Here is a 25,341-nt window from a genome sequence, read left to right on the forward strand (position 1 = left end):
AAGAAGTGAAATGACAGGATTTAACATCTTATTTTATCATAAGTTATTGCTTTTTTCAAATAACGATAAGCTCTTTTGGCGCTTTTGTCAGGACTTCACAGCCATTTTCTGTCACTAATAAGTCATCTTCAATTCTAACTCCCCCAAATTCAGGAAGATATATTCCCGGCTCATCAGTAATTACCATTCCGGATTTTAGTTGGTTTTCGGTCATCGACTGATTAAAATAAGGAATTTCATGAACATCTAAACCAAGACCATGACCAATTCCATGCGTAAAATATTGCCCAAAATCGGCTTCTTCAATGACGGTACGCGGAACCTTATCATATTCGGCATAAGTCATTCCCGCTTTGACTTCTTTGATAAGTGCTTCATTAGCCTTACGCACGGTTTCATAAATTGTTCGCATTTTGTCATCGACAGAACCCACGAAAATTGTTCTGGTCATATCGCTAGCATAATGTTCATAATAACAACCAAAATCAATGGTCACTGGATCACCAAATTGAATCATTTTACTGGTCGCAACGCCATGAGGCAAGCTACTTCTCTTGCCTGAGGCAACAATGGTTTCAAAAGAAATTCCGCTCGCCTCTAAATCACGCATTTTAAAATCAAGAAAATTAGCAACTTCGATTTCAGTTCGGCCTGGTTCAATAAATCTTAGAGCTGACATAAAGGCTTCGTCAGCAATTTCACAGGCTTTTTTTATCAAACTTATTTCTGATTCGTCTTTGATTTGGCGAAGTTCCAAAACAAAATTGCTTGTAGAAAAAAGGTCTAATTTTGTGGCCGCTTTGGATAACCTTTTAAAGAAAGCATAATCGACTGTTTCCTCAAAAGCCATATTTTTAACTGATTCACTTGCTGATAATTCTGTCAGTAAACTGATAGGGTCTCTCGTCTCAATAATTTCAAAATTTTTGATTAAGCCACGCGCCATCTCACTGTAACGACTGTCTGTCATAAAAATATTGCGCTTTTGGGTCAAAAAAACTGTACCCGCGGTTCCAGAAAATCCTGTCAAATAAAAAATATTTTTCATATCAGTAATCAATAAACTATCAATATTTTCTGTCAGCATTTTTGCTTTTAATTTTTCAATTCTCATTTTGCTCTCCTTTAAATATAAAATTAAATGATCGAATGACCTCATCATTTTCTTCCATGATAACACAAAAACGCTAACATGAGTTAACGTTTTCTTTTAATTTTTATTTACTTTTTAAGAGGTAAAAGCGCATCAGCCAATTTAGCGAATTCCTCAATGGACAAAGCTTCTCCACGTATCGTTGGCGAGATTTCTGCTTGTGCCAATAATTTTTCTATTTCTGGTTTACTTTCTTTTCCAAATGCTGCTTGCATGTTATTCATCAAGGTTTTACGACGGTGAACAAAGCTACTGTGCATCGTTTTAAAGAACCATTCTTCATCTTCTACTTCAACTAAAGGTTCTTCACGTCGAACCATTTTCAAAATAGCCGAATCGACATTTGGGGCAGGAATAAAGACTGTTCGTGGGACGATAAAGGCGACACTTGCCTCCATATAATATTGAACGGCAATTGATAATGAGCCGTAAGCCTTGGTTTTAGGTCTTGCAGCAATTCGGTCTGCCACTTCTTTTTGCATCATCACAACGAATTCAGAAAAAGGAATTTTGCTTTCAATCAAATGCATCAAAATCGGAGTAGTGATGTAGTAGGGCAAATTCGCAACCACTTTAATTGGTAAATTTGGATTTTTAAATTTTTGAATTTCAGAAAGCAAATCAACTTTCAAAATATCTGCCGATACCAAAGTAAAATTATCGTAAGGCGCCATCGTTTCTTCTAAAATTGGAATCAAAGATTTGTCAATTTCAAAAGCCATAACCTCAGCGGCTTCTTCTAAAAGATACTGTGTTAATGAACCAATTCCGGGTCCAATTTCGATGACATTCACTTCTTTGGACAAGTCAGCCGTCTCCGTAATTTTGGTCAAAATATTATGATCGGTCAGGAAATTTTGACCAAATTTTTTCTTAAAATTAAAATCATGACGACGTAGAATGTCTTGAGTACGAATGATATTTGAGATGCGGTCTATATTATTTTCTGTCATTTTTTCTTTCTTTTATTTATATCTAATTTTTTACTGACAAATCTGTCTAGAAATGAAAGTAATCTATAATTGACTAATTTAAGGTTCAGCCTTAATAATCGTATTTTGTTTCTTTAAATGGTTATTTTCATCAGTAATTTTTCATTACTTTTTCAATCTGTTCTATTGTAATTTTAAACATATTAAGTCGTTTCTTAATTTGTTTACCATTAGCATAGCCAATCCTTAATTGTTCACATAGAAATTCTCGACGCTTTCTACTGTCAGCAGCCATAATTAAACCAAATCTCATTAAATCAGTTTGGGTCAAATCTGCTGACGAATCTGTCAGTGATGATTTTTCACCAAAAACCTCTGACAAAGCTTGATTGAGTGCCGCAAAATTTGCATGTTCAACACCAAGTGAGCCTTTTCCTTTGGGTTTTGCTTCCTCACGATTTAGAAATGCATGACCAGCTTGCGGGATTGCTTGCATAATAATTTTTCGAATCCGTTCTCCTTGAAAATCTGGGTCAGTAAATACAATAATCCCCCGTTTTTCTTCAAGTACTTTCAAACGTTCTAAATCTCTGTCATCAATAGAAGAGCCCCCTGTTTCATAGGTATCGCAGTCAAAATAACGTTTAAGATTTGCCGTATCATCTCGCCCTTCCACCACAATCACTTCATTAATTTTTGGTTTTTCTATCATATTTTATTAAATACTTCTCTTTATCTTTCCGATTTTTAAGGATAATAACTTTGTCCCAAACATCAAATTCACTTATTTTCTGCTCAATTTGAGGAAATTCTTTTTCTGGAAAAGTCCAAACAAAGTTTAAAAACTCCAGATAGTCTTTATCCCATTTTTCTCTGAACTCTTCAGCCATATCTGATCGATTTTTATGAAATAATCGCACGAGAATTGAACGTTTTATGACTCGAAAGACAGTCTTAAATCTTGAACTTTTTAACCAAACAATCTCGTCTATATAAGGGAGTCGTTCAGATAAACTTGAACCATAATTACCGTCAATAATTCCATTTTCATTTTGAGAAATGAAATCTCTTGTGGCTTCACGCAGTTTTATTCTACCAAGATCACTTGGATATTTATGGAATACTTTATCCAAGTGTAAGACGGGATAATCCGTCTTTTTTGCTAATTCTCTTGCTAAAGTCGATTTTCCGCTACCTGAACTACCGATAATAATAATTTTCATAAAAATAGCTCCTAGCAAAACTAAGTAATTACTCTACTTTTTCAGGTCAAAAATTTTCAAAGCATTTTCGTTTGTTGCCTCAGCAACTTCTTCCATTGAAATCCCACGTAAATCAGCTATTTTTTCAACAACATACTTCGTATATCCTGGTGTGTTTTCTTTGCCCCGATAAGGAGTTGGTGTCAAATAAGGAGCATCTGTTTCAACTAAAATCTTATCCAACGGAAGTAAACGAGCCGCTTCTTGAACATCCAACGCTTTTTTGAAAGTTACCACACCTGAGAATGAAATATTCATGCCAAGTTCAACAAACTTGAGTGCTTCTTCAGCTGTTCCTGAGAATGAATGCATAATCGCACCAGCAGTCCCGACACCTTCTGATTTAATAATTTCATAAGTATCAGAAAGAGCATCCCGTGTATGAACTTGAAAAGGAATTCCTAATTCTTTTGAGATTTGAATTTGTCTTCTAAAAACTCGTTCCTGAACCTCTTTAGGAGAGACCATCCAATGATAGTCCAAACCAATTTCACCAACAGCAATTACTTTTTTGCTTCTTCCTTTTGTCAGTAAATATTCCTCAGCAGCAGTATCAAATTCAGCAGCATCATCAGGATGCCAACCAATTGTTGCATAAGCTGATTCAAATTTATCAGCCAATAAAAGCGCAGCATCGTTTAACTGATAATTACTTCCTACATTATTTATTTTTGTGACGCCAAAGGATTGAGCTTTACTTATTTCTTCTTTGACACGTCCTTCAAATTCAATAGTATTAAGATGCGTATGTGTATCAAAAATCTCTATCATTTTATTATCTATCCTTGTATGTACTATTTAAAAATCAATCATTAATCCGTTAAAATTACAAAATCTTCTATTTTCCCAATTTCACTTTTCATATTTTTAAATTGCACTCGTTCTGACCTATTCCTTTTCACAAGAAAATATCTTCTGTCAGTAAATTTTTAAATCAAATCATTCTTCTTCTCATTTTTAAAATAAAAGAAGCCATAGGCATTTATATTATATCATATCTGTAAGGCTCTTTCATTACTTTTTCAAATTGCTTTCTTATTTCATTCTCTAAAAAACTTGTCAGCAACCTTTAACTTTATCAAATTAAATTATAAACCACTGTCAGTAAAATTTTATTGCTTATATCCTTAAAAATCTCTTTCTTAATTTCCATAAATTACACTCCCTAGCAGCTTCTTGACAAATGTCATCTAAAGATTTACAATTGTAAACAAGAGGAATAAGATGGACAATTCAAAGTTATTTGACGACGTTGCAACTGAAGAAGAGCTATTGAAAAATGATTATCGTAAATATCATGGTGAAAACATGGATATTTATTATAATGCAACAATTTGTGAACATGCAGGTGAGTGTGTCCGAGGTAATCCGCTAGTATTTGAGGTTGGACGTAAACCTTGGATTATTCCAGACAATGGCGATACCCCTTCTAATCAAACAGTAATCAATAGATGCCCTTCTGGTGCCCTAAAATATCTAATCAAGGAGAAATAATAAATGGAAATTATCGAAAAGCAAAATTTATTCGAACTACTTTCAGATAATGGGGAAGTCATCGGAGAAATGAATTATATGAATATGAAAAATTCAATAATTATCACTCATACAGGCGTAGCACTTGATTATCGAGGCCAAGGCTTGGCAGAAAAATTAGTTCTTGCCGGAATTGAAAAAGCTCGACATGAAAATATTAAATTGGGTGCAACTTGCCCCTATGCAGCCGAGTATTTTAGAAAACATAAAGAAGAACTTACTGATATTTTAAAATAAAAGTATTGATGAAATATGAATCTTAAGGCCTCTATCAAGGTCTTTTTTTTTACTACTTCTATGTAAAAGTTCTATCCATTTTTCTAAATTTTTTGTTATTTTTAGACTAATTTTTGATTAAAAATTCTTAAATTGTGTTGTAAGTTCACAATTATTTTGCTATAATGACTTATTATTTTATTCACAAAATAGAAAATGAAATTATTAGGGAGAACTTATGAAGGAGAAACTAGCTGGTAAAGACTATCTTTTTATTGGATCAATGTTATTTGGACTTTTTTTCGGTGCTGGAAATTTAATTTTCCCTATCCATATGGGTCAAGAAGCAGGTGCTGCTATCTCTCAAGCCAATTTTGGTTTTTTAGTTACAGCAGTTGGATTTCCATTTTTAGGAATTATTGCATTAGGAATATCACAAAGTAATGGCGTCTTTGAGTTAGCTACCCGAGTCAATCGTATTTATGCCTATATCTTTACGATTTTACTTTATTTGGTCATTGGTCCCTTTTTTGCACTGCCACGTCTAGCAACAACTTCGTTCGAAATTGGAATTTCTCCATTTTTATCTAACAAACTTCAAACCCCACTTTTAGCACTCTTTAGTATCCTATTCTTTGGCACTGCTTGGTTTTTATCTAGAAAACCCACAAAACTATTGGATTATATTGGCAAATTTTTAAATCCACTCTTTCTAGTCTTGTTAGGATTAATCTTAATCATCGCTTTTAGTCACCCTCTTGGATCCGTTCACCAAGCAGAGGTTGGTAAACTTTATCAAAGTTCTGCTTTTATGAATGGTTTTACTCAGGGCTACAATACACTTGACGCATTAGCAGCCTTAGCTTTCGGAATTATTATTATCACAACGATTCGTCAGCGGGGAGTTAAAAATCCAAAAATTATTGCTAAGGAAACCATTAAAGCCGGTTTGATTAGCGTAGGACTTATGGCTATAATTTATACTTGCCTCTCTTACTTAGGAGCCATGAGCGTAGGAAAATTTGCGATAAGTGAAAATGGTGGAATTACCCTTGCCCAAATTTCCAATTACTATCTTGGAACTTTTGGAATGATTATCTTGGCTTTGATTGTTATCATTGCCTGTTTAAAAACTGCTGTTGGGTTGATGTCTGCCTTCTCTGAAACCTTCGTAGAATTATTTCCAAAAAGAGAATATCGCTTTTACTTAATGATCGTTAGTATCCTCCCTTGTATTTTTGCAAATATCGGTTTAACAAAAATCATAGAACTTTCTGTTCCAGTGCTTATGTTTTTATATCCATTAGCAATCACACTTATCCTTTTAGCCTTATTAAGTCCAGTTTTTCAACATTCTAAACTTGTCTATCAAATAACCACCGCCTTCACACTTTTGGCTGCTATCGCCGACGGACTCAATGCACTTCCAACTCCGCTAAAATCACTTAAGCCTATCGCGGCCATTCTCAATTTTGCCAAAGACTCTCTCCCCTTCTTCTCTCTTGGAATGGGCTGGATTCTCCCAGCAGTCCTTGGATTTATAATCGGTTGTTTAGTCCACTTTTTAAAAAGAATCACAAATAAATAAAAGAGCTTCTAATATTTAGGAGCTCTTTTATTTATTTTTAAAGACCGCACTTCTAAGAAGTTATTTTATATTTAGTGATGTATCTTTCATTTCTTTACAAGCCAATGCTCAATCGTTTTCCAATTTTCCTTCGTAACAATCAGTCTAGGGATATTACTATACTTAGTTTCATTAGTAACCACTCCTGGGGAAAGCGTAAATATTCCACTGATTCCGTCTTTGAGCATATAATTTTCTAAATCTTTATTTTGAGCCCCATAAGGATAAGCAAAAACATTCCCCTTTTTATTTAATTCTTCTTGAAAAGTTTTTTGACTTTTTAAATAATCTTTTTGGACTACTTTTTTCGAAATATTTGTCGATAAAACTGGTTCAAGATTTTCCTGATAATGTAAGTCGTTTGTGTGCAAACCAGATATCACCAAAGGATTTTCATCCATCTCCTTTATTTCTTTCCACGAAGACATTTGTGAACCATCAATCGTTTGACCAACTTTTCCGGTAATAATAAATTGGGTAAAAGGTAAGTCAAACTCTTTCATTACTGGATAAGCATTTTCTGGCAGAGATTTATCGATATCATCAAAAGTAATGACAACCGCTTTGCCTATTACCTCTTTTTTATTAATTTTAGAGATGAGTTGTTCAGATGTTAAAACCGAGATGTGATTTTCTTTCAAAAATTCCATTTGTTTTTCAAAATCCTCTAAAAAAACATTGTATTCATGTAACTGCGAATTTTGAGAAATTGTTGAAGCAAAGCTTGTGATAGGTGTGTCTTTGAGAACACGATGATAACAAAGGACAATAATTCCATCATTATCCTGAAGTAAACTCTCATAAACGAAATCAGGTTGTTCTTTTTTGCTCTCTTTCACATATTCTTCTGTTTCACGAGTAGACATGATTACTAAAAACCCTATGATTAAAAACATGACTAGCAAAATAATATTTTTTTTCTTATATTTCATCTGCTTCTAGTCCTCCTTTGTTAGGATATACAGAGATGGAATCGTAAGTATTGAAAGCATACAAAATAATGAATAAATCACATCTTCCCAATTTGTTATTGGAAAACCAATGATTACGAAAATAGAGATAATTCCATCACTATAGATTCCTAATATAGAAAGTGCTAAGAATATAAAAATACTTAAAATAAAGACCCAACACATGAAGACAGCCATAAATTCAAAAAAATGTCTTTTTTTCTTTTTCTTACGTATAACTAATTCCATTTTATATTCCCCTATCTGGACTTTCCCATTTTCCTTTGTTAGTCCGATTACTTAAGACAACAATTTCAGCCGAGATTGCGCTGACAAGATTCAAAATCCAATAAGCAACAAGATAGACTGGTAAAATCATTTTGTCAGATAAAGACAATTTACTCTCACCTCTATCGTTGTTCAAACCCAAAAAGAAAACAGCAAACGAAATCAAAACAAAAATTACTATAATCTGTCCTGATACTTTAAATTCTTGATTTAATAGCATCTGTAAAAAGTATTGGTAAGACTCTATAAGAAAGAACCAACTCCAAATATGACTACAAATCATTTCAAATAAAAGAAATCGATGTTTAAAATCCCCTCTTTTAAAGACCCAAGAAAAATTTGAAATCAAAACTTCTACTCCTCCAACTGCCCATCTTCGGCGTTGTTTCACAAGTGATTTTAAATTTTCTGGCACAAGGATATAGCTCAAGGCTTTGGGAACATATTTTACCTTCCAATTTTGCTTGTGTAATCGCCAAGTTACATCAATGTCCTCTGTCATTACCTCAGTATCAAAACCACCTATTTCTTTCAAAGCTTCAACACGATACATGACAATAACGCCAGATACAGTCATAATAGCACCTAAAAATAGACTTTGCGCCCGCTTAATTGCATCAATTACACTCAAATATTCTACGGTCTGTAGTTTACCAAGTAAAGTGGTTCTATTTCGCACAATTGGACGACCTGTAACCGCACCATTACGAGAATCAGAAACTAATTCTGCTAATAAATAATCTAAAGCATCCGCAGAAAGATAAGAATCTGCATCAATAACAAGCATATATTTACTCGTAACCTGATTCAAAGCAACATTTAGGGCCGTCGCTTTCCCTTTATTTTCTTTTTGCTCTAAAATTGTTAAAGCTTCCCAATTATTGAAACGCTTTTTGAACGCATGAAGTTTTTGTAATGTTCGGTCACTGCTCTTATCATCAACAACGAAAATTTCAAGTGCAGGATAATTTAAATTTCTCAAAGATAATAATACTTCTTCTATCGTTTCTTCTTCATTATATGCAGAAACGACTATACTAATTTTTTCTCTATCACTTAATCCCCTAGCTCTACTTTTATCTTTCCAGCGAGATAAGAAAGCACCACTTGCCCAAATAAATGATAAAACAATTGGATAATAAACAGCATAAATATCTACCATTTTTGAAATAATCATAATTTTAACTTCCTCTATTTTCCTTCTTTTTAAAAGGAAGGCCTAAAATTTTCCCGACTAATATCCCTACCAAAGCTGCGCTGCTAAAAGCGACTGGTATAATCATTGGCCCAGCCATCACCCGTTGACTTAAATTAGGAATTTCATGTTTAAAAAAGCCATATACAAACTGATCAGTTAAATCAGAAATTAAATATATACTTAAAGTAGCCGTTGAGAGACTTTTCAATAGTCTCTGACTCCACTTAGGAACAGGAATTTTCCATATAATAATTATTATTAATACAGTCATTATTGCCGTCTGATATCCGAAATAATCTTTGTGATCTAACCATTGGAATTCTCGATTCCAACCTGCCAATGTATCTGTCAGAGTGAAAGTTGCAAGTGCCAATGTAAAAAGCGAGATAATTTTAATGTTAGAAATTTTCTTTATTTCTTCTTGATAAGTATAGAGATAAGCACCAATAAAATAATAACTAACAGGATAGCAAATTTGCCAATAATCAGGAATAACTTTCCCGAAACTATTCAATAATGAGGGAAGAAAAGTCAGTAAGCTAGAAATAAAGACAATATATAAATGATAATTTTTAATCTCTTTTTTATAATTCCAAATAATATTCAACAAGGGAATAAAGAGATACAGTCCTAAATACATTTCAACATACCAAGAATAAGAATCGGTTGAGTAATCAAAAATACCATTGATTGCAGTAGAAAAATCACTTCCCTTTCCAACTGCCGATAAAGTCCCCCATACCAACAAAGAAATTCCTAAATATGAAACAATCACAGGCACTATCCCCAGTACATATTGAGCACTGAGTTGTTTACGGTTCATTAAAAATCCAGTTGCCACTAAGAACAAAGGAACACAAGTGATTAAGATTGTTCTCATTCCAATCCAGATTATTCCTAAAGTTGAATGAATTGTCATATCATAAAATCCTGAATTTAATAAGAAATGAACAGAGACAACAAAAAATATTGCGCTGCTTTTCATTAAATCTATTGACGAATTACGTTTCATTTTTTCATATCCATAATGGAAAATATATTATCCACCATAAATCCTTTCTTTTGTTTGAAAAATTGGCTTATCATCATAATACAAAATAATTTCTTTAGGAACTTTAAAGTTTCAAAAACATCACTTTAACCTTATTCTGATGTTTGAAAACTCTTAATAAAGCAAATTATGTTAAAATTTTATTTCTTAACTCTGATTTTATACAGTATAACATAACAAAAAGAAATAATGTAATATATAGCTTACAAAAATTCATTTATTTTATAAAAAACAGTAATTTTAGTTCTTTTTTTAATATGGCGAAAAAATATAAAAAAGCAACAAAACATAGTTTTTATCGCTTTCGTTGGTTATTCATCTATAAATAAGAAAGTAGGTAACACTCTTTTTTGAAATCATAGATATTTTTTATACACATTACGTTGTAATACGTAACATACATTCCCTTGCTGGTTTTAAATATTTTAGAAAGTCCCTCCTTTTATTTTTGAAGAACTTTCTTTAGACAGTACTTTATTTACCATATTTTAACTTTAAATATCTCTTTAACTCCTGATAAGATTAACGTAGGTAGAGCCGGAATAAATATAACCATCAAATAAATAGGAAGTGTAAGTTGAGCAGTTCCCATGACACTATTAAAGAAAGGAATTAGTGTCACCAAAAATGAAGAAACTCCTGCAAAAACGACCGCTCCAACAAGTCTCAAATTCCCAAATGGATTTCTTCTAAACAAGGTCCGTGAACTTCTTGCATCAAATACGTGCCATAATTGTCCATAGACTAACGTTAGAAAAGCAACCGTTTGAGCTTCACTAGCACTTAAACCATTTTGAGCTGCTAGTAAAAAGCTTAAATATACCATTCCTCCCATTATTGTTCCTCTAATTAAAACTCTTGACCAAGTATAATTAGCAAGAATGGATTGATTCGAATCCCGTGGTTTCTCCTTCATAAGATCTGTTTCGGCAACATCATATCCTAACGAGAAAGAAGGAATAGCATCACTTACCATATTCACCCACAATACCATCAAAGCAGTCAACGTTGGAGTCATTGCGGCTACATCACCCACTGCTTTTCTGAATAAAACTAAACCTAAAATCAGTGCTAAAACCTCTGCAACATTTGTGGTCAACTCATGGCGCATGAAATTTTTTATATTAGCATAAATCGTCCGACCACTATAAACAGACTTCTCAATAGTTGTAAATTTATCATCTAATAAAATGAGGTCTGCCGAATCTTTGGTTACTTCCGTACCCGTAATTCCCATTGCTACCCCAATATCAGCAGCTCTTAACGCTGGAGCATCATTTACCCCATCTCCCGTCATCGCTACTACTTGCTTATGACTTTGGAGTTGTTTTACAATGCGTTGTTTATGTTCTGGTGAAACTCTTGCGTAAACATTTATATTTCTAACTTCCTCATAAAGTTCTTGGTCTGACATTTCTTCAAGGTCTATTCCTTTTAGTACCTTAGCATCCTTGGATTTAACAATTCCTAAATCATAAGCAATTGCTCGGGCCGTTTTTTCATGATCTCCCGTTATCATAATAACATTAATATTCGCTTCATGAAGTTGTCTAATGGACTCTTTTACTTCTTCCCGAGGAGGGTCAATGATACCAGCTACTCCAGTCAAAATAAAATCTTTTTCTAACTCTTCTGTATTTCCATTAAGAGCTTCATTTTCATCAATCTTCTTGTATGCTACTGCCAAAGTTCTGAGTGCTTCTTCAGCATAAGTATCAACTATCTTGACAAAATTATCTTTTTCTTTTTCGGATTTATCTATCTGATTATTAATTAGAAAACCCGAACATCTTTCTATCAACACATCAGGAGCCCCTTTAGTGTAGAGAAAATATCCCCTGTCATTCTCGATAATAACACTCATCATTTTCCTGCTACTGCTAAAGGGAAGCGTGCGTACCACCCTCACCTTCTCTAACAAATCATCTTTCTTGTAACCCGTTTTGGCTCCAAGAACTGTGAGAGCAATTTCTGTTGGATTACCAAAAGTCTTAATTTGACCTTCAACTTCCTTTAGGCTTGAGTCATTACATAATACAATGCTTTCCATGAATTGCTCAAAGTTCTTCTCTTTATTTTCTTGAGAGATTAAAGAGACTCCACCTTTAATATCGTAACCCAACCCTTCCACGGTGTATAATTGACCATTAGCATAAAATTTTGTAACAGTCATCTCATTTTGAGTCAATGTTCCAGTTTTATCTGAACAAATATAAGAAGTACTCCCCAAGGTTTCTACACTACTTAGCGTTTTAATCAGTCCTTTATTTTTTGACATTTTAACCGCCCCAATTGTTAAAACGATAGATAAAACAACTGGCAATGCATCCGGAATAGAAGCTACCGCTAATGCAATAGAGGTAGAGAAAACTGAGGTAATCGAATTGATTGAAAACTCTCCAGAACTTATGAGACCAAACACAAAGGTCAGGACCACAATTCCTGCTGATATTTTCATCAATGTTTTAGTCAATTTTTGAACTGTTTTTTGTAAAGGAGACTGTCTTACGCCTTCTTCTTTCATCAGTTGAGAGATTTTCCCTAGCTCGGTATTTTCTCCTGTTGCAACAACGATTCCAGTACCTTGTCCACTTGAAACAACCGAACCAGAAAAGCCCATATTCCTTTGATCACCTATTTCAACTTTCTCAGAAATTATCTCTGATGTTTTAATTACTGCATCAGCTTCCCCGGTCAAATGTGATTCAATTAATTGGAGTTCATCGAGTTGAAGCCATCTTACATCTGCCTCTACAAAGTCACCAACTGTTACTTTTACTATATCACCAACTACTAACTCATTTGAGGCGATTTTTTCTAAGTTCCCATTTCTAAGTACAGAAACAAAACGATTATTCATTTCTTTTAATGAATTTAAATTTTTACGGGCGCTAATTTCTTGCCAAAATCCTAAAAATGCATTTATAATAATCAAAATTGCAATGGCAATTGCTTCATATAATGATTCCAAACCATGTTTTCTATCTCCAACGATTTGAAATGAATAAAATGAACTAAAAAATGATAAAGCGACTGCTCCCATCAAAACAATAATTATTGGTTCCTTAAAACTTTTCAAAAAGACTTTTAGATAGCTATCTTCTTTTTCTTCTGGAAGTTTATTTTCACCATATCTTTCACGATTGGCAATAACTTGAGTTTCCGATAAACCTTGGCTTATCTTGACATTATAGTTATTCAATATTTTTTCTTTGGATTGTTGATAAAATTTCATAACATCCCTTTCTATTAAAAACGACAAAAAAAGACGCAAACTTCAAAACAATCTCCTCACCCTTGGAGATAATGTCTTGAAGCTTGCGCCCAACCTAGTCGTTTATTTTATTAACTTAATTCTAACATGATTTTCACAATAAGTCAATCTATTTTATAATTTTTTGATTCTTAAATAATTTCTTTTACCCACTCTTTATGGCTAAGAACTACGTTCTAGTATACAGTCGAAGGACTTAAATGGTAAAATATAATCAGAGTAAATAGATTAAAGTATCTATTGTATAAATTTAATTTATTCACTATATTAAAACTAGGAAGAATATCATGACTAAAAATTACTTGGAAATTCCCGATGAACTTTTTAATAAATTAAGTGATTATGCACAAAATGACCAATTATCAATACGCTTGGAAAATCAGCGAATATTATTAGAAAATCCAGATGCCTCCCATCCTAATAAACAGACGCTAGCATTACATTATTTTATCGTCCCTAGTCTTTTATCCGGCATAGTTGCCATGGTTATTTTTTTATTTGCTAAACATTCTCAAATTGCATTTACTGGAAGTCGGCACCTGTCAGTAGCAAGTTTAAGTATAATCCTCTCGACATTATTAGGTTTTTTTGGTTTCTTATGGATTTACTTAAAGAAAAGCTGTGATTTATCAAAATCTAAATTTAAAATCTTTAGAGAAAGCTTAACATTATCAGTAGCCTACACCAGTATTGCATTTGCCGTTCAGATTATTTTCTGGTATATTATCGGTAAAACTTTTAGCGGAGTGACTTTTGACCCTTTCACAGCTGGATTTCTTGTTTTAGTATTTGTCGGGATAGTCCTTTATTTTCTTATTTCAGCAGCTGTTTCTGTCACTTTATCAAATCTTATTTTGCTACTTTTTACTACCTTTATCGGAGGTATTCTTGTTTCAATGGCCACTAATAATCAAAAAGATTGGTGGCAACATAATTTTAGCTTTTTAGGGACTGGAGAAGCCACACAACGTTGGCAGTTCAATATTACTTTAATTTTCTCTGCTCTTATTCTTCTTACTATCACAGATTTTCTCTTTGCGGAATTTTCTAAAAGCAAGCTCTACAATTATAAATTTAAAATAATTCGTATTTTTTATATTATCATCTCAATCTTGATTGCCTTTGTAGGGATATTTCCTGCTCAGTCTTGGACAATGCCTATTCATAACAATTCCGCATTTGGTTTAGTAGGAGTTGTACTTCTCATGATTATCTTTTTAAAATGGTTAGTTCCTTCTATTTCCAAAGAGTTTCTTACCTTATCATGGGCCGCGTTGATTGCTCTAATTGTGTCTGCCTTCGCTTTTATGAGCATTCATTATCTCTCATTAACAGTCTTTGAAATCATTGCTTTTGCAATATCGTTCACCTGGCTCGTTATGTTTATCAACTCGCTCAGAGGAGTTGTTCAAGAAGAAAGTGAATGGAAAGTAAGACTTTTTCAAAAATGATAAACTCTAAGTTTTTAGGGTACAAATCAAAAGGTTGAATTTTCTGAATATTGTGTTATAATCTTTTTACAAATATAATTTTGCTGGAGGTTCATCATGGAATTTAAAAGCTTACTGCTCCTTTCACTTGCTGCGGTTTCCGCAGTTGATCCATACTTGCCCACAATTTTTATTTCAGCAACGACTCTTGATGATTTTGAACTTGAAAATAAACCGACATAGAAATTGTTCAATATTTTAGAAAAAAATTAGTAAATTATGAAATAAAAACTACTGTATAATTAAACAGTAGTTTTTATATAATCCTAATATAAAAATTTTAGATCAATAATTAAAATTAGATTCATCTAATAATTCGTCATATACAAGCAAGGGTTTTTGATTATTTGGATTATAAAAAGCATTTACACAAAAACAACATAGGTACACTACTCTATGACAGAAAAGTTTTACTGATAGGAAAATGTTGAGAGTGCAAAAACTATAATAAAAATTATGTTAAATAGCACACTGTTTTACTGATAGGAAAATGTTGAGAGTGCAAAAACTTAAGTCAGTAGCCCCTGTTTTGATTGCATGTTTTACTGATAGGAAAATGTTGAGAGTGCAAAAACTCCTCGATTTTTACCAAAATCAAATATTCAGTTTTACTGATAGGAAAATGTTGAGAGTGCAAAAACCTCAAATTAAAAAAATTTGATTTTTGCTTCTGTAAATTTTCGGCATTCCTGAAAATTCGTCAGTATTCAGGAATTGAGATAAAGGCGTTCAAGTTCGGAGAGTTCATCAAAATTATTAGAAAACTCTGGCGTCTCAAAACCTAAAATCTCATTTAATACCTTCAATAATAACATGTTTTGATAAGATTTCCCAGCCACTCTTGACTTACTGCCAATGTTTGAAACGATTTCATAGAAATTCTCAATGAGTACATCGTCCTTTAGTTTGAGAGAAGTCGGATAATGATTTTCAATGCTTTTTCTAAAACTATTAAAATCTGGCATCTGACAACTTTCATCCATCAAAATGATGGTACTCGGAATGTCTTCGCGACAATAAGTCAAGCCCAAAGCCTTCTGGCTAATGATAAGCGTTTTTAGAAGTCCCGATTTTTCTGTCAGTACTGACAGCCCTGTCAGCAAGTACTGAAGACGTTCAGACGTCAAAAAACTCTCTGGATTGACCAAAATAATCCAACTTTCTTTAGGCTGATGTTCCAATTTCTTACTGAGCAGTGCCAAATATTCATCCACAAATTCATTGGCATCCATCATTTCCAAAGGGAAATCGTGATTTTCCGCTGCGTAGGACAAAAACAAATGATTTTTCAGCAAATCATCAAATGATAGCGCTGTTAAATTTGACAAAATATTATTTGAAACTTGTCGAAATTCATCATTAAATAAAAGTTCAATCTTGAGTAAATGATTTTTGATGGCTTCTAGTTCTTGAGTAACGGCTACATTTTCTGTCAGTACTGACAAAAAATCTGTCATTAAACTATTTTTATCAAAACTTACCTCTTTATATAATGAAAAATTATCTTGTAAAAAATGAAAGTCAATATTTTTGGCATTGAGTCGCTGCTCATTTCGATATATCTCAATTCCGTTCTCACCATAAACCACTTCTTCTAAATCATTTAAACTCTTCTTATTTGCAAATCGTTTCAAACTACGAACAAGTTCGTGTGCCACTTTCTGATTTGGACCATAAAAGAATAACCGTGCCCTTTCGTCAAACTCAATAAACTGATTCTCTTCAATTTCTATTTTCATATAATAACCATTTTCTTATTGCCCACCGCCACTTCCTGCGGTGCTTTTTCACCCGTCAAAAACCGTCTGTCATTAAATTGCTTTTCAGACACGTACATCAGCTCAACCAAACCATTGTAAGGTGTGACCCGCTTAAGCTGTTCCTCGTATTTTGCAAGCTGACTCCGATTGGGCAATGTACGAACATAGACTGATTCTTGTACCATCACAAAACCAAGCTCGATCAGTTTTTTTCGAAAAACACGATAATACTTCTGCTCCTTTTTTGTTTCCATTGGCAAATCAAAAAAACACATCAAACGCAATTTCTCATACACCTCGCATTCCCTCCAACGTTATCTCCAATAAATTACCATTTTCTTGCATTGTTTTAATAAAAGAATTAACATAATCCAGCATCACCAAGTCAAGCGTTGTTTTCTTTCCGCTATGAATATAAGGCTGATTCAAGAAATCAATTAATTGACAACGAAGCTCCCAACTCAGATATTTTGGATTTTGCGACAAAATATTTTCCAAAATATACCAATCCATCAACGGACGAAAAGGCTCCATCAAATCATCCACCAAATTAAATGAATTAAACTCATTACGATGAAAAACACCGAGCGTTGGTATCAACCCCAAACTCGTGACCAATCTTGCCATATAAGCGCGAATAATCGTATAACCATAATTCATCGCACCATTTTCCAGAGAATCCTGCTCACGAGTAAATTTCATCCCATAAAGACTATTAAAATACACTTTTGCAGCATGTCCTTCACGATTCGTTGCATCTCCCGGCTGGATATTTTCAATTAATTCTTGTATTTTATCAACACGTTCTTGCTCCATACACCGTGCAAGAAGAACCGATTTTTGATTCATCAATTTCTGACGAATAATCTCACTCCAAACTTTCTGACGTAATTCTTCTTCCCAAGCTACTTGCTCGATATTTCTTTTGGCAGTTCTGTGATATTGACCAAATCCCATGAAAATTCCACAAGGAACATATTTATTATCACAAATAATTACTGCAATATTATGCTGTGCCAATTTTGCCATTAATTTCGTTGTCAAGGTTAAAATATTACCTTCTAACGTGATTGTCGCAATATCTGTCAGCGGAATACTAAATTTTTGTCCTGCCTTCTCAATTTCTAAATTATCTAATTTCAGACGAAGATAATCTCCATCTTTTATCATCACATTTCTCCAAGTCATTTTATTTCTCCTGATAAAACAAAAAAACTCGCCCAAAGGCGAGTAATGATTTCGGCATAAAGCCTTATCTTTGCAGATTCTCAATCATTTTCCTATCAATAAAAAGATTGAAGTATGCTCCGTCAAGCATAGCAGTCCGTCGACTACCTTTTTATTGTAGCAAAAATATTGAAATACTGCAAGCTTTACGTAAGCCTTTTCTTTATTTATAAATTTAATTTTGGATGGTCCGATTCTTTTTCGGTGTAATATGGATTGCCGAGGATGTCGGTGTTGATTTTAACAATATTTTCCATTTGGCTAGGCGATACAAGAAATTGTGGTGTTGCTTTATTAACTCCAACAATCTCTCCTTTTTCAAAACTATCTTTGTGAACTGGTTTTAATTCAAATCTCCCATCCAATCTACCAGAAGAAAATCTAAAATTCAAACGTTTATTCGTTGTGTCTTTACTAAACGCAAGTTCCACAATATCATTTTTATACAAGCTCATGATAAATTGTGAATTATCATTTACTTTTCCTGCTTTTTTACGCTCCTCATATATATTTTTTGCTATACGTTCACCGTTCTTATCGACTTTTATATCTGAATAACGTAAATATAAAAACTCATATTTACCATTCTCATTGATATATAAATCTGTTCGCCAATGATTTAAACCTTCAAGATAAACAAATTTTTCCTCACTGTTTTGTTTTTTCGAAACATCTAGTTTGATTGATTTATCAAGAGCTTTACTTCCAGATAGATATTTTAAAGTAATAACTTTTGGTCCTTTTCCTAGTAAACCATTGTCTTTTTTTGTGTACTTGGTAATATAGCCATATTCCTCTTTAAATTTTTGGAATGGAGAAGTATTCGTTTTCTTTCCATCTTTATCATAAGCTATAAAATCAGGATTATTCATAATTTCCAAAAGTTTCTTAAATGTTTTTTCATCATTTCGCTTCATCAAAATTCGAGAATATCGTGGTAAAATACCACTTTGTTGCTCATCTTCAACGATTTGTTTAAATTCCTTAAAACCGACTGTATTAGGTGCTGTCTTCTTACTATCTTCAGCATAGATATCAATTTTGCTGATTGTATAAAATCCTTCTTCACTTTTAGTAATAATTTCCTGAGAAGAGGCGTCAAGAAATTTTACCGTGCCATCTTTACTAAATTTTTTCGAAGAGTAGATAGTTGCATCCGCCATTTTTTGATTGGTTTTTTTATCCACACGATGACTAATTTTAATAGGATTATTCTTTATTTTTTCAGAGTCCTCAATAAATTTCTTCTTACCACCTTTATCAACTTCAAAATGTCCAATATCATTTGCCAGATAAAGTTGTTCTGAAAAACGTTTCATTGATTTCTTTAACTCGCCAATTTTTGCCTTAAATTCATCATTAGAAATAACAAAATTTTTCCATTCAGCAGTCGAAACTCCTATTTCACCAGTTTCTTCGTCAGCGTTGTCAACCACCGTTACATAATCTGAAAAAGCATGAACAAGCGGAAAACTTGCGATAATACTCGCATCAATCGCATGATGATGATGTGTATCTCGAGTTTTATTTAAAATATATTCTCCAGCATTTTCATCAAACGCATTCCATTTTGTTCTCATTTGATGTGTCCATCCACCACGAACGACTTTTGGGCGCTTTGTTTCTAAGTTATTTTGCCTAATCCATTCATCAAAAATATTCAAAACAACTTTTGACGCATAACGCGTATCATTGAGATTACGGGCAACGAAACGCTTCCGAGTATCAATACTGTTCAAATCCACTTTACTTAGTAAATTATTCTTTTTACTCCTTGAAAATCTTTCATTTGTTTTGATATAGTTTTCAAAGTTTTGCCAACTCCAGAACATTCCCCAACCAAATGGCGTGCGTGTTTTTTTCTCCTGATTACAAATACTATGGACAAGCACCTTATTTGATTTGCTATCATCAGCACTAATACTTATTGGAATGATATGGTCTATTTCATAACCAGCAAAACGTCTTGATTGCTCATTTTTAGGAATATTTTTACCACAGTAAGGACAAATTCCCTTTTGCTCGTACCACAGCCGTTCCTTTAAAGTAACATTGTGATGATATTCAATGCCAAATTCTTCTTTTACAATTTGCTTTTCGCTGTTGATTTTTGCTTGAATGTCATTATATTGGCCAACACGTCTTTTCTTAGCTTTTTCAGCAGTAAGTGTTATTCTTTCTCCTTTTTTGGTTGTATAAAAACTTTCAATATCCTCATCTCTTGGAAGTTCAATGACAATATTACTGATTTTATCAGGAGTAATGGTATCTATAATATTTCCGCTTTCATCTTTAACTTTGTATTTTGAAATAATTTTATTAAAAATTTTAAGGCTTTCTTTTACACTCGCAGCAACAACTGGATTATAAATGTCTTTTATCACTTCATTAACAGGTATTTTACGCTTATTTTTAAAATCATAAGTTGAAAGTTCAGATTTGCCCGACTCATGCAAAATTTGCATTTGATTACGAGGGGACTCCAGAAGTTCCTTATTCATTTCATCCAAAGTAGAATAGGAAAAACTATGCCATTTTGCATTCCCATCGACTAATAATTTTTTGCTTTCTTTAGCGAAAATATCAAGTACACTGACAAATTTTTCCTCTCCCGTTTCTTCGTCAAGCACTACTTTACCAGATTTCAGAAAATCTTGATAATCCTTGAATTCTGTATTTCTTTCAAGTTGTTTTCTAACTTCGGCAGTTTCACTGTTTAACGTGATAAAATAGGCAAGTTTATCAAAGAAACCGTTGACCTCAAAATATGTCTCTGGTAAGTCTTTCATCTCTATATCAAGCTTTTTTAGTGCATCCCTAATATTACGATAACCTTTGAGTGTGTGAATAATTTTCTCTGATTTTTCTTTTACTTGCTTAACACGAAAGCCAGTAATATAAGCGTCAAGATTTTCATTTTTTAAAGTCGTTCCAAAGATGTATCTGATAATATCCGAAGCCCCAACTTTATCTTTTGGTTTAATTAAAGCTATGATTTCTTCTTTTGACTGTTTTGTCAACTTCCCATTTTCATCCGTTTTATCATTAGGTTCAAGTACGGTCAAATTATTCAAATCATTAAGCAGATTATACATCTGAGCGGTATAGCTAGAAGCAGGCGCGCGTTTTTTTCCATTGATTTTATCAGTACCAATAAGCGCTTCATAAAGATTTTCACCAATTTTTTCTACTTTCCCATTTTTTATACGAAAACGTCCATAGGGTGTTGGCGATTTTTCACTTCCTGGACCATGGAAATATTCACGTTTGCGGACAATTAATCCATTATTTTCAGGATTTTCATCATCCTTTTTACATATTTTATCAATGAATTCATCAGTAATTTCAGGATAAAATTCTTGTTGTTTTGTCAAAATCTGGCGAGCCTCGTCGGCATAAGCAGACGCAGGAAAAACATTGAGTAAGGTCGTTTCATCATCAACCTTGACCTGTCCACGAACTTGTCCATATTCACTCAGTCGTTCATGCTGAATTTGACCGACGGTTTTACCCTTTTGCAATTCTGGAATATTTTGTTTTACACGTTTACCATAGTCAGTATCCTTGCTATCCGTATCTGATACATCATGCAGTTTGTGAGAAATCCCACGCCGTTTGAGAACATGATAAAGCACTGCCACCAATTCTTCTTTTGACAACGGCTTAGTCAATCCATTTACACGCAATTCATAAACATTATTAAATTCAGTAATCAAAACATACCGATTTTTATCCTCGTCAAATTTGACAGGAAAATTATTCTCCGCCAATAACTTCATTAAATCTGACAAACGATTTTTACGCCGTCTAATTAAGCGCCGTGTCCCACGAAATCCCCGTCTGTCTTGATTTCCAGCCGCATTTCCTGACGGAAAAATCCGACTGCCCAAATCCACAATCTCTTTTGTGTCAATATCGACAATGCTCCAACCACATGAAGCAATCCCAATATCCAATCCAATACTATATCTTGCCATTGTTCCTCTCCTTTGAACTCGCTTACTTTATATTATCATATTTTCTGACAAACATTAAATATATATGTGTTTTTTTATAATTTCATTACATATCATCACTATGTATTACATTAGTTACGTTTCGGAACATCTACTTTTTATTATGGATTGTGGTCAATCTTTCACAAAAAAAAAAGACGCAAACGCGTCTATAAAAATTCCAAAAATGAATATTTTATTAAATTGCTGAACGCAATCGAGCTCCACCATTTTCTAAAACACGAACGGTACGAGGTAAAAATGCACGAATTTCTTCTTCGTTATAACCTACATGAAGACGTTTTTCGTCCATGATTATTGGACGACGCATAATTTGTGGATTTTCAGAAATAATTTTAATTGCTTGTGAAAGTGAAATGTCTTCAAAATCAACACCTAAAGTTTTCACAAAACGGTTTCTGCTTGAAATCAATCCTTCAACACCATCATCACATTTTTGTAAAATTTGGCTAATCTCTGTGGTTGATAAAGGATCCGCGATGAGATTTCTTTCGTTAAATGGGATATGGTGATATGAAAGCCATGTCTTAGCTTTCTTACAGCTTGTACAAGAGGGTGCTGTATAGATTGTGATCATCGTCTCTCCTTCGTGTATATTTATTTATCTAATAGTATTAAACATCAATGATTGTACAATTATACCATATTTATAGACTTAAAAAAAGACCTTTTCAAAGTTTTTTCACAAATTTTTTCAAACAGCAAAAGTAAAAAAAGTCACCTAAAATAGTGGCTTTTTTTATCATCTTAAATATTATAATGTTGCTTTTTCAACATTGAAGGATAAACATTTTTTGCCTTTTGTAACTCTCGTTTTTTGGCTTCAATATCATCTGTAATTTCAACAGAAAAATTTTCAAAGATTGTTCGTGATTCTTTGAAAATATATCCGCCGTTTTTCAAATCTTGTTCATCGTCAAATACTGCTAAATGATGTGACAATTTTTTGAAAAAAGTATTCAAAAAATAAGTTGGAATGTATAAATTATACATTGAGGTATAGTTCTTCAAAAAATTATAATCATAAAAAGGGACTTTTACATCACTCTGAGGATTAATCAATTCCTTATCATTCCCAGTAATTGGACGATTAAGAATCTCAATCACTTTTTGATTAAGTGTGTTTCGAACCTCAATTTCACGCAGTAATTTTTCAATAGTTAATCGTTTCTTATAACGATTTTCGTCATAAATTTTATAAATGTAGATGCCTGCAATCATCAACCATGCGCCGATAATCAGGCCAAAAATCATCGCAATAATAAGTTCTGTATTCATGCCATAATTATAACAAATTTGAAAGCGTTAAGAAAGTTTAAACTCTTTTTTTAATAATTTTAGTAAAAGTTGCTAAAAAAAACAATTTTCTTTGACCTTTTTTGACCAATGAGTTATAATATAGAAAAATAAACAATTGAACTTAATTTATTCCTAAATTAAGTCCATATCTTATTTATAAAGGAGATTCATTCTATGGGTTATTTAGTACCTACCGTTATTGAACAATCAAGCCGTGGTGAACGTGCTTATGATATTTATTCACGACTTTTAAAAGACCGTATTATCATGCTGACAGGACCTGTTGAAGATGGTATGGCAAATTCTATCATTGCCCAACTTCTTTTCTTGGATGCACAAGATAATACTAAAGACATTTATCTCTATGTAAACACACCTGGTGGTTCTGTATCAGCTGGGCTCGCTATCGTGGATACAATGAACTTTATCAAATCGGATGTCCAAACTATCGTTATGGGAATGGCTGCTTCTATGGGAACAATCATCGCCTCAAGCGGTACTAAGGGTAAACGATTCATGTTACCAAATGCTGAATACCTCATTCACCAACCAATGGGTGGTGCAGGTCAAGGTACTCAACAAACTGATATGGCAATCGTCGCCGAACAACTTTTGAAAACACGTAAACGTTTGGAACAAATCCTTGCTGATAATTCTAATCGCTCACTTGAACAAATTCACAAAGATGCTGAACGTGACCATTGGATGGATGCCAAAGAAACTTTAGAATATGGTTTCATTGATGAAATTATGGAAAATAATTCATTAAAATAATACGCAATAAAGTCCTAGTAAAGCTAGGGCTTTTTTTATTTAATCATTCTCAATATAAGCTATAAGAAGATCTCCAAAAGAAGATGTTGAAAGATTCCCACCTAAATCAGAAGTGTATTTTTTTAGTTTAAAAGTAGAAACTAAAGCTCTTCTAATAATATTTGCCACATCTTGCCATCCAATATATTCAAACATCATGACTCCTGATAATAAAAGGCTAGAGGGATTGGCAAGATTCAAACCAGCGATATCCGGAGCTGTTCCATGAGTTGCTTCAAAAATAGCATGGCCACTTTCATAGTTAATATTTGCTCCAGGTGCGATTCCAATACCTCCAACTTGGGCAGCAAGGGCATCAGAAATATAATCCCCATTTAAATTAAGAGTGGCAACAACCTCAAAATTATCAGGATTAAGGATAATCTGTTGAAGAAAATTATCAGCAATCACATCATCAACATAAATTTTACCTGATTTTAGTGCAATATTTTTCTCTTTTTCAGCCTGTTCAGTGCCTTTTTCTTCTTTTATCTTATCGTATTCTAGTTTTGTAAAAGTTGGATAATTTTTAGCTACCTCATAGCCCCATTTTCTAAATCCTCCTTCTGTAAATTTCATGATATTTCCCTTATGAACAAATGTCACGCGCTTCTTATTCATCTTTATAGCATAATCAAAGGCTGCGCTAACCAGACGTTTGCTTCCATCAGGGCTAACGGGTTTGATTCCAATCGCAGAAGTTTCTGCAAAGCGAATCGAATGGACAGACAGCTCTCTTTCCAAAAAATTTATTAACTTTTTAGATTCTTTTGACGAAGAAGAAAATTCAATTCCTGCATAAATATCCTCTGTATTTTCCCTAAAAATTGTCATATTGACTTTCTCTGGTGCTCTTACGGGAGATTTTATCCCTGTAAAGTATTCTACAGGTCTTACGCAAGCATACAAATCTAGCTTTTGTCTCAAAGTGACATTAATAGAACGAAAACTCTCACCAACTGGAGTCATTAACGGTCCCTTAATTGCGATCATATTTTCTTTAATCTGCTCAAGTGTTTCATCAGGAAGATATTCACCCCTACTTGCGAAAGCTTCTCCGCCTGCCAATAATTTTTGCCAATCTATTTTTTTTTTTCGCCAAAGATTTTTAGAACAGCAGCATCAAAAACACGCTTAGCTTGTGGAAAAATGTCCTCACCAACACCATCTCCTCTTATGTAACCAATTGTTGGATAATCTGGTACAATTAATTTCCCGTTCTTCATTTCAATTTTCATAATAATTTTCACCT

General features: G+C 33.2%; 22 protein-coding genes, 1 pseudogene, 1 CRISPR repeat array and 1 other annotated feature. Of the genes and pseudogenes, 6 read left to right on the top strand and 17 right to left on the bottom strand.

Going from position 1 to position 25,341, the window contains the following annotated elements; translation table 11 throughout:
• Nucleotides 1-55: 55 nt before the first annotated feature.
• The 5 genes from RSC39_RS03275 to RSC39_RS03295 form a co-directional block, all read right to left on the bottom strand.
• A complete protein-coding gene (locus RSC39_RS03275; RefSeq protein ID WP_332535072.1) occupies nt 56-1,114 on the bottom strand; it encodes an aminopeptidase P family protein in 1,059 nt (352 codons plus the stop codon).
• A 107-nt stretch (nt 1,115-1,221) separates the two neighbouring features.
• Complete coding sequence (rsmA, locus tag RSC39_RS03280; protein ID WP_021036865.1) at nt 1,222-2,106, bottom strand: 16S rRNA (adenine(1518)-N(6)/adenine(1519)-N(6))-dimethyltransferase RsmA; 885 nt, start codon at nt 2,104-2,106, stop codon at nt 1,222-1,224.
• Nucleotides 2,107-2,236: 130 nt separating this feature from the next.
• Nucleotides 2,237-2,797 carry a ribonuclease M5 gene (gene rnmV / locus RSC39_RS03285; protein ID WP_332535076.1) on the bottom strand — a complete coding sequence of 187 codons (561 nt, stop codon included), beginning with the start codon at nt 2,795-2,797 and terminating at the stop codon, nt 2,237-2,239.
• Nucleotides 2,775-3,308 carry an AAA family ATPase gene (locus tag RSC39_RS03290; protein WP_332535078.1) on the bottom strand — a complete coding sequence of 178 codons (534 nt, stop codon included), beginning with the start codon at nt 3,306-3,308 and terminating at the stop codon, nt 2,775-2,777. The genes rnmV and RSC39_RS03290 overlap by 23 nt, the downstream gene beginning before the upstream one ends.
• 33 nt (nt 3,309-3,341) lie before the next feature.
• Complete coding sequence (locus RSC39_RS03295; protein ID WP_041168684.1) at nt 3,342-4,115, bottom strand: TatD family hydrolase; 774 nt, start codon at nt 4,113-4,115, stop codon at nt 3,342-3,344.
• A 456-nt stretch (nt 4,116-4,571) separates the two neighbouring features.
• Between RSC39_RS03295 and RSC39_RS03300 the strand changes: the two genes are divergently transcribed.
• The 3 genes from RSC39_RS03300 to brnQ all read left to right on the top strand — a co-directional run bounded on the left by RSC39_RS03300 (nt 4,572) and on the right by brnQ (nt 6,684).
• Nucleotides 4,572-4,841 carry a (4Fe-4S)-binding protein gene (locus RSC39_RS03300; RefSeq protein ID WP_011675646.1) on the top strand — a complete coding sequence of 90 codons (270 nt, stop codon included), beginning with the start codon at nt 4,572-4,574 and terminating at the stop codon, nt 4,839-4,841.
• A 3-nt stretch (nt 4,842-4,844) separates the two neighbouring features.
• Nucleotides 4,845-5,117, top strand: coding sequence for a GNAT family N-acetyltransferase (locus RSC39_RS03305; protein WP_332535080.1), 273 nt, complete (start codon nt 4,845-4,847; stop codon nt 5,115-5,117).
• A 217-nt stretch (nt 5,118-5,334) separates the two neighbouring features.
• Entirely contained in the window at nt 5,335-6,684 is a 1,350-nt protein-coding gene (gene brnQ / locus RSC39_RS03310) for a branched-chain amino acid transport system II carrier protein (RefSeq protein WP_332535082.1), read from the top strand.
• A gap of 86 nt (nt 6,685-6,770) precedes the next feature.
• On the opposite strand, the gene RSC39_RS03315 is transcribed toward brnQ, so the two are convergent.
• The 5 genes from RSC39_RS03315 to RSC39_RS03335 form a co-directional block, all read right to left on the bottom strand.
• On the bottom strand, nt 6,771-7,655 hold the full coding sequence (locus tag RSC39_RS03315) for a polysaccharide deacetylase family protein (RefSeq protein WP_332535084.1): 885 nt from the start codon (nt 7,653-7,655) through the stop codon (nt 6,771-6,773).
• 6 nt (nt 7,656-7,661) lie between these two features.
• Nucleotides 7,662-7,922, bottom strand: coding sequence for a hypothetical protein (locus tag RSC39_RS03320; RefSeq protein WP_014734952.1), 261 nt, complete (start codon nt 7,920-7,922; stop codon nt 7,662-7,664).
• Between the two features lies 1 nt (nt 7,923).
• The gene (locus RSC39_RS03325) at nt 7,924-9,138 is read right to left on the bottom strand and encodes a glycosyltransferase family 2 protein (protein WP_332535087.1); all 1,215 of its coding nucleotides are present in this window, start codon (nt 9,136-9,138) and stop codon (nt 7,924-7,926) included.
• A gap of 4 nt (nt 9,139-9,142) precedes the next feature.
• Nucleotides 9,143-10,171, bottom strand: a complete 1,029-nt coding sequence (locus RSC39_RS03330; RefSeq protein WP_332535089.1) for an acyltransferase family protein — start codon at nt 10,169-10,171, stop codon at nt 9,143-9,145.
• 517 nt (nt 10,172-10,688) lie between these two features.
• Nucleotides 10,689-13,445: a cation-transporting P-type ATPase gene (locus RSC39_RS03335; protein WP_063281417.1), complete on the bottom strand. Its 2,757-nt coding sequence runs from the start codon at nt 13,443-13,445 to the stop codon at nt 10,689-10,691.
• A gap of 50 nt (nt 13,446-13,495) precedes the next feature.
• Nucleotides 13,496-13,540: a sequence feature (sodium ion sensor (DUF1646 type); this cis-regulatory element may regulate processes involved in with the transportation of sodium ions), on the bottom strand.
• A gap of 231 nt (nt 13,541-13,771) precedes the next feature.
• Here RSC39_RS03335 and RSC39_RS03340 point away from each other — a divergent pair.
• Together RSC39_RS03340 and RSC39_RS03345 are read left to right on the top strand one after the other, a co-directional pair.
• Nucleotides 13,772-14,935, top strand: coding sequence for an ABC transporter permease (locus RSC39_RS03340; protein WP_011834650.1), 1,164 nt, complete (start codon nt 13,772-13,774; stop codon nt 14,933-14,935).
• Nucleotides 14,936-15,031: 96 nt separating this feature from the next.
• The gene (locus RSC39_RS03345) at nt 15,032-15,157 is read left to right on the top strand and encodes a hypothetical protein (protein ID WP_332535092.1); all 126 of its coding nucleotides are present in this window, start codon (nt 15,032-15,034) and stop codon (nt 15,155-15,157) included.
• Between the two features lie 224 nt (nt 15,158-15,381).
• A CRISPR array of direct repeats spans nt 15,382-15,616; the repeat unit is 37 nt; unit sequence GTTTTACTGATAGGAAAATGTTGAGAGTGCAAAAACT.
• A 65-nt stretch (nt 15,617-15,681) separates the two neighbouring features.
• Here the strand turns inward: RSC39_RS03345 and csn2-St are convergent.
• The 6 genes from csn2-St to RSC39_RS03375 all read right to left on the bottom strand — a co-directional run bounded on the left by csn2-St (nt 15,682) and on the right by RSC39_RS03375 (nt 23,255).
• On the bottom strand, nt 15,682-16,713 hold the full coding sequence (gene csn2-St / locus RSC39_RS03350) for a CRISPR-associated protein Csn2-St (RefSeq protein WP_332535094.1): 1,032 nt from the start codon (nt 16,711-16,713) through the stop codon (nt 15,682-15,684).
• Complete coding sequence (gene cas2, locus RSC39_RS03355) at nt 16,710-17,009, bottom strand: CRISPR-associated endonuclease Cas2 (RefSeq protein ID WP_332535140.1); 300 nt, start codon at nt 17,007-17,009, stop codon at nt 16,710-16,712. The genes csn2-St and cas2 overlap by 4 nt, the downstream gene beginning before the upstream one ends.
• 13 nt (nt 17,010-17,022) lie before the next feature.
• A complete protein-coding gene (cas1, locus tag RSC39_RS03360) occupies nt 17,023-17,922 on the bottom strand; it encodes a type II CRISPR-associated endonuclease Cas1 (RefSeq protein WP_332535096.1) in 900 nt (299 codons plus the stop codon).
• Nucleotides 17,923-18,128: 206 nt separating this feature from the next.
• Entirely contained in the window at nt 18,129-21,938 is a 3,810-nt protein-coding gene (gene cas9, locus RSC39_RS03365) for a type II CRISPR RNA-guided endonuclease Cas9 (protein ID WP_332535098.1), read from the bottom strand.
• Between the two features lie 217 nt (nt 21,939-22,155).
• Entirely contained in the window at nt 22,156-22,554 is a 399-nt protein-coding gene (gene spx / locus RSC39_RS03370; RefSeq protein ID WP_003129597.1) for a transcriptional regulator Spx, read from the bottom strand.
• Between the two features lie 170 nt (nt 22,555-22,724).
• Entirely contained in the window at nt 22,725-23,255 is a 531-nt protein-coding gene (locus RSC39_RS03375) for a hypothetical protein (RefSeq protein ID WP_011675638.1), read from the bottom strand.
• A 195-nt stretch (nt 23,256-23,450) separates the two neighbouring features.
• Here RSC39_RS03375 and RSC39_RS03380 point away from each other — a divergent pair, with 195 nt between their 5' ends.
• Nucleotides 23,451-24,050 (top strand): ATP-dependent Clp protease proteolytic subunit, encoded by a 600-nt coding sequence (locus RSC39_RS03380; RefSeq protein ID WP_011834647.1) that lies wholly within the window; start codon nt 23,451-23,453, stop codon nt 24,048-24,050.
• Nucleotides 24,051-24,089: 39 nt separating this feature from the next.
• Here RSC39_RS03380 and icd read toward each other — a convergent pair.
• Nucleotides 24,090-25,327: pseudogene (gene icd / locus RSC39_RS03385) on the bottom strand (NADP-dependent isocitrate dehydrogenase).
• Between the last annotated feature and the right edge of the window lie 14 nt (nt 25,328-25,341).

Origin of the sequence: Lactococcus sp., assembly GCF_036648155.1 — a bacterium.
In the GTDB taxonomy this organism is placed as follows: Bacteria; Bacillota; Bacilli; order Lactobacillales; family Streptococcaceae; genus Lactococcus; species Lactococcus cremoris.

Bases quoted from the DNA above. Each gene is read 5' to 3' on its own strand.
- cas1 (WP_332535096.1), bottom strand. From the start codon at position 17,922: ATGACTTGGAGAAATGTGATGATAAAAGATGGAGATTATCTTCGTCTG.
- spx (WP_003129597.1), bottom strand. From the start codon at position 22,554: ATGATCACAATCTATACAGCACCCTCTTGTACAAGCTGTAAGAAAGCT.
- RSC39_RS03320 (WP_014734952.1), bottom strand. From the start codon at position 7,922: ATGGAATTAGTTATACGTAAGAAAAAGAAAAAAAGACATTTTTTTGAA.
- RSC39_RS03315 (WP_332535084.1), bottom strand. From the start codon at position 7,655: ATGAAATATAAGAAAAAAAATATTATTTTGCTAGTCATGTTTTTAATC.
- RSC39_RS03325 (WP_332535087.1), bottom strand. From the start codon at position 9,138: ATGATTATTTCAAAAATGGTAGATATTTATGCTGTTTATTATCCAATT.
- RSC39_RS03305 (WP_332535080.1), top strand. From the start codon at position 4,845: ATGGAAATTATCGAAAAGCAAAATTTATTCGAACTACTTTCAGATAAT.
- RSC39_RS03275 (WP_332535072.1), bottom strand. From the start codon at position 1,114: ATGAGAATTGAAAAATTAAAAGCAAAAATGCTGACAGAAAATATTGAT.
- cas2 (WP_332535140.1), bottom strand. From the start codon at position 17,009: ATGTGTTTTTTTGATTTGCCAATGGAAACAAAAAAGGAGCAGAAGTAT.
- RSC39_RS03375 (WP_011675638.1), bottom strand. From the start codon at position 23,255: ATGAATACAGAACTTATTATTGCGATGATTTTTGGCCTGATTATCGGC.
- RSC39_RS03290 (WP_332535078.1), bottom strand. From the start codon at position 3,308: ATGAAAATTATTATTATCGGTAGTTCAGGTAGCGGAAAATCGACTTTA.
- RSC39_RS03380 (WP_011834647.1), top strand. From the start codon at position 23,451: ATGGGTTATTTAGTACCTACCGTTATTGAACAATCAAGCCGTGGTGAA.
- rnmV (WP_332535076.1), bottom strand. From the start codon at position 2,797: ATGATAGAAAAACCAAAAATTAATGAAGTGATTGTGGTGGAAGGGCGA.
- RSC39_RS03335 (WP_063281417.1), bottom strand. From the start codon at position 13,445: ATGAAATTTTATCAACAATCCAAAGAAAAAATATTGAATAACTATAAT.
- brnQ (WP_332535082.1), top strand. From the start codon at position 5,335: ATGAAGGAGAAACTAGCTGGTAAAGACTATCTTTTTATTGGATCAATG.
- RSC39_RS03345 (WP_332535092.1), top strand. From the start codon at position 15,032: ATGGAATTTAAAAGCTTACTGCTCCTTTCACTTGCTGCGGTTTCCGCA.
- RSC39_RS03330 (WP_332535089.1), bottom strand. From the start codon at position 10,171: ATGAAACGTAATTCGTCAATAGATTTAATGAAAAGCAGCGCAATATTT.
- csn2-St (WP_332535094.1), bottom strand. From the start codon at position 16,713: ATGAAAATAGAAATTGAAGAGAATCAGTTTATTGAGTTTGACGAAAGG.
- RSC39_RS03300 (WP_011675646.1), top strand. From the start codon at position 4,572: ATGGACAATTCAAAGTTATTTGACGACGTTGCAACTGAAGAAGAGCTA.
- cas9 (WP_332535098.1), bottom strand. From the start codon at position 21,938: ATGGCAAGATATAGTATTGGATTGGATATTGGGATTGCTTCATGTGGT.
- rsmA (WP_021036865.1), bottom strand. From the start codon at position 2,106: ATGACAGAAAATAATATAGACCGCATCTCAAATATCATTCGTACTCAA.
- RSC39_RS03340 (WP_011834650.1), top strand. From the start codon at position 13,772: ATGACTAAAAATTACTTGGAAATTCCCGATGAACTTTTTAATAAATTA.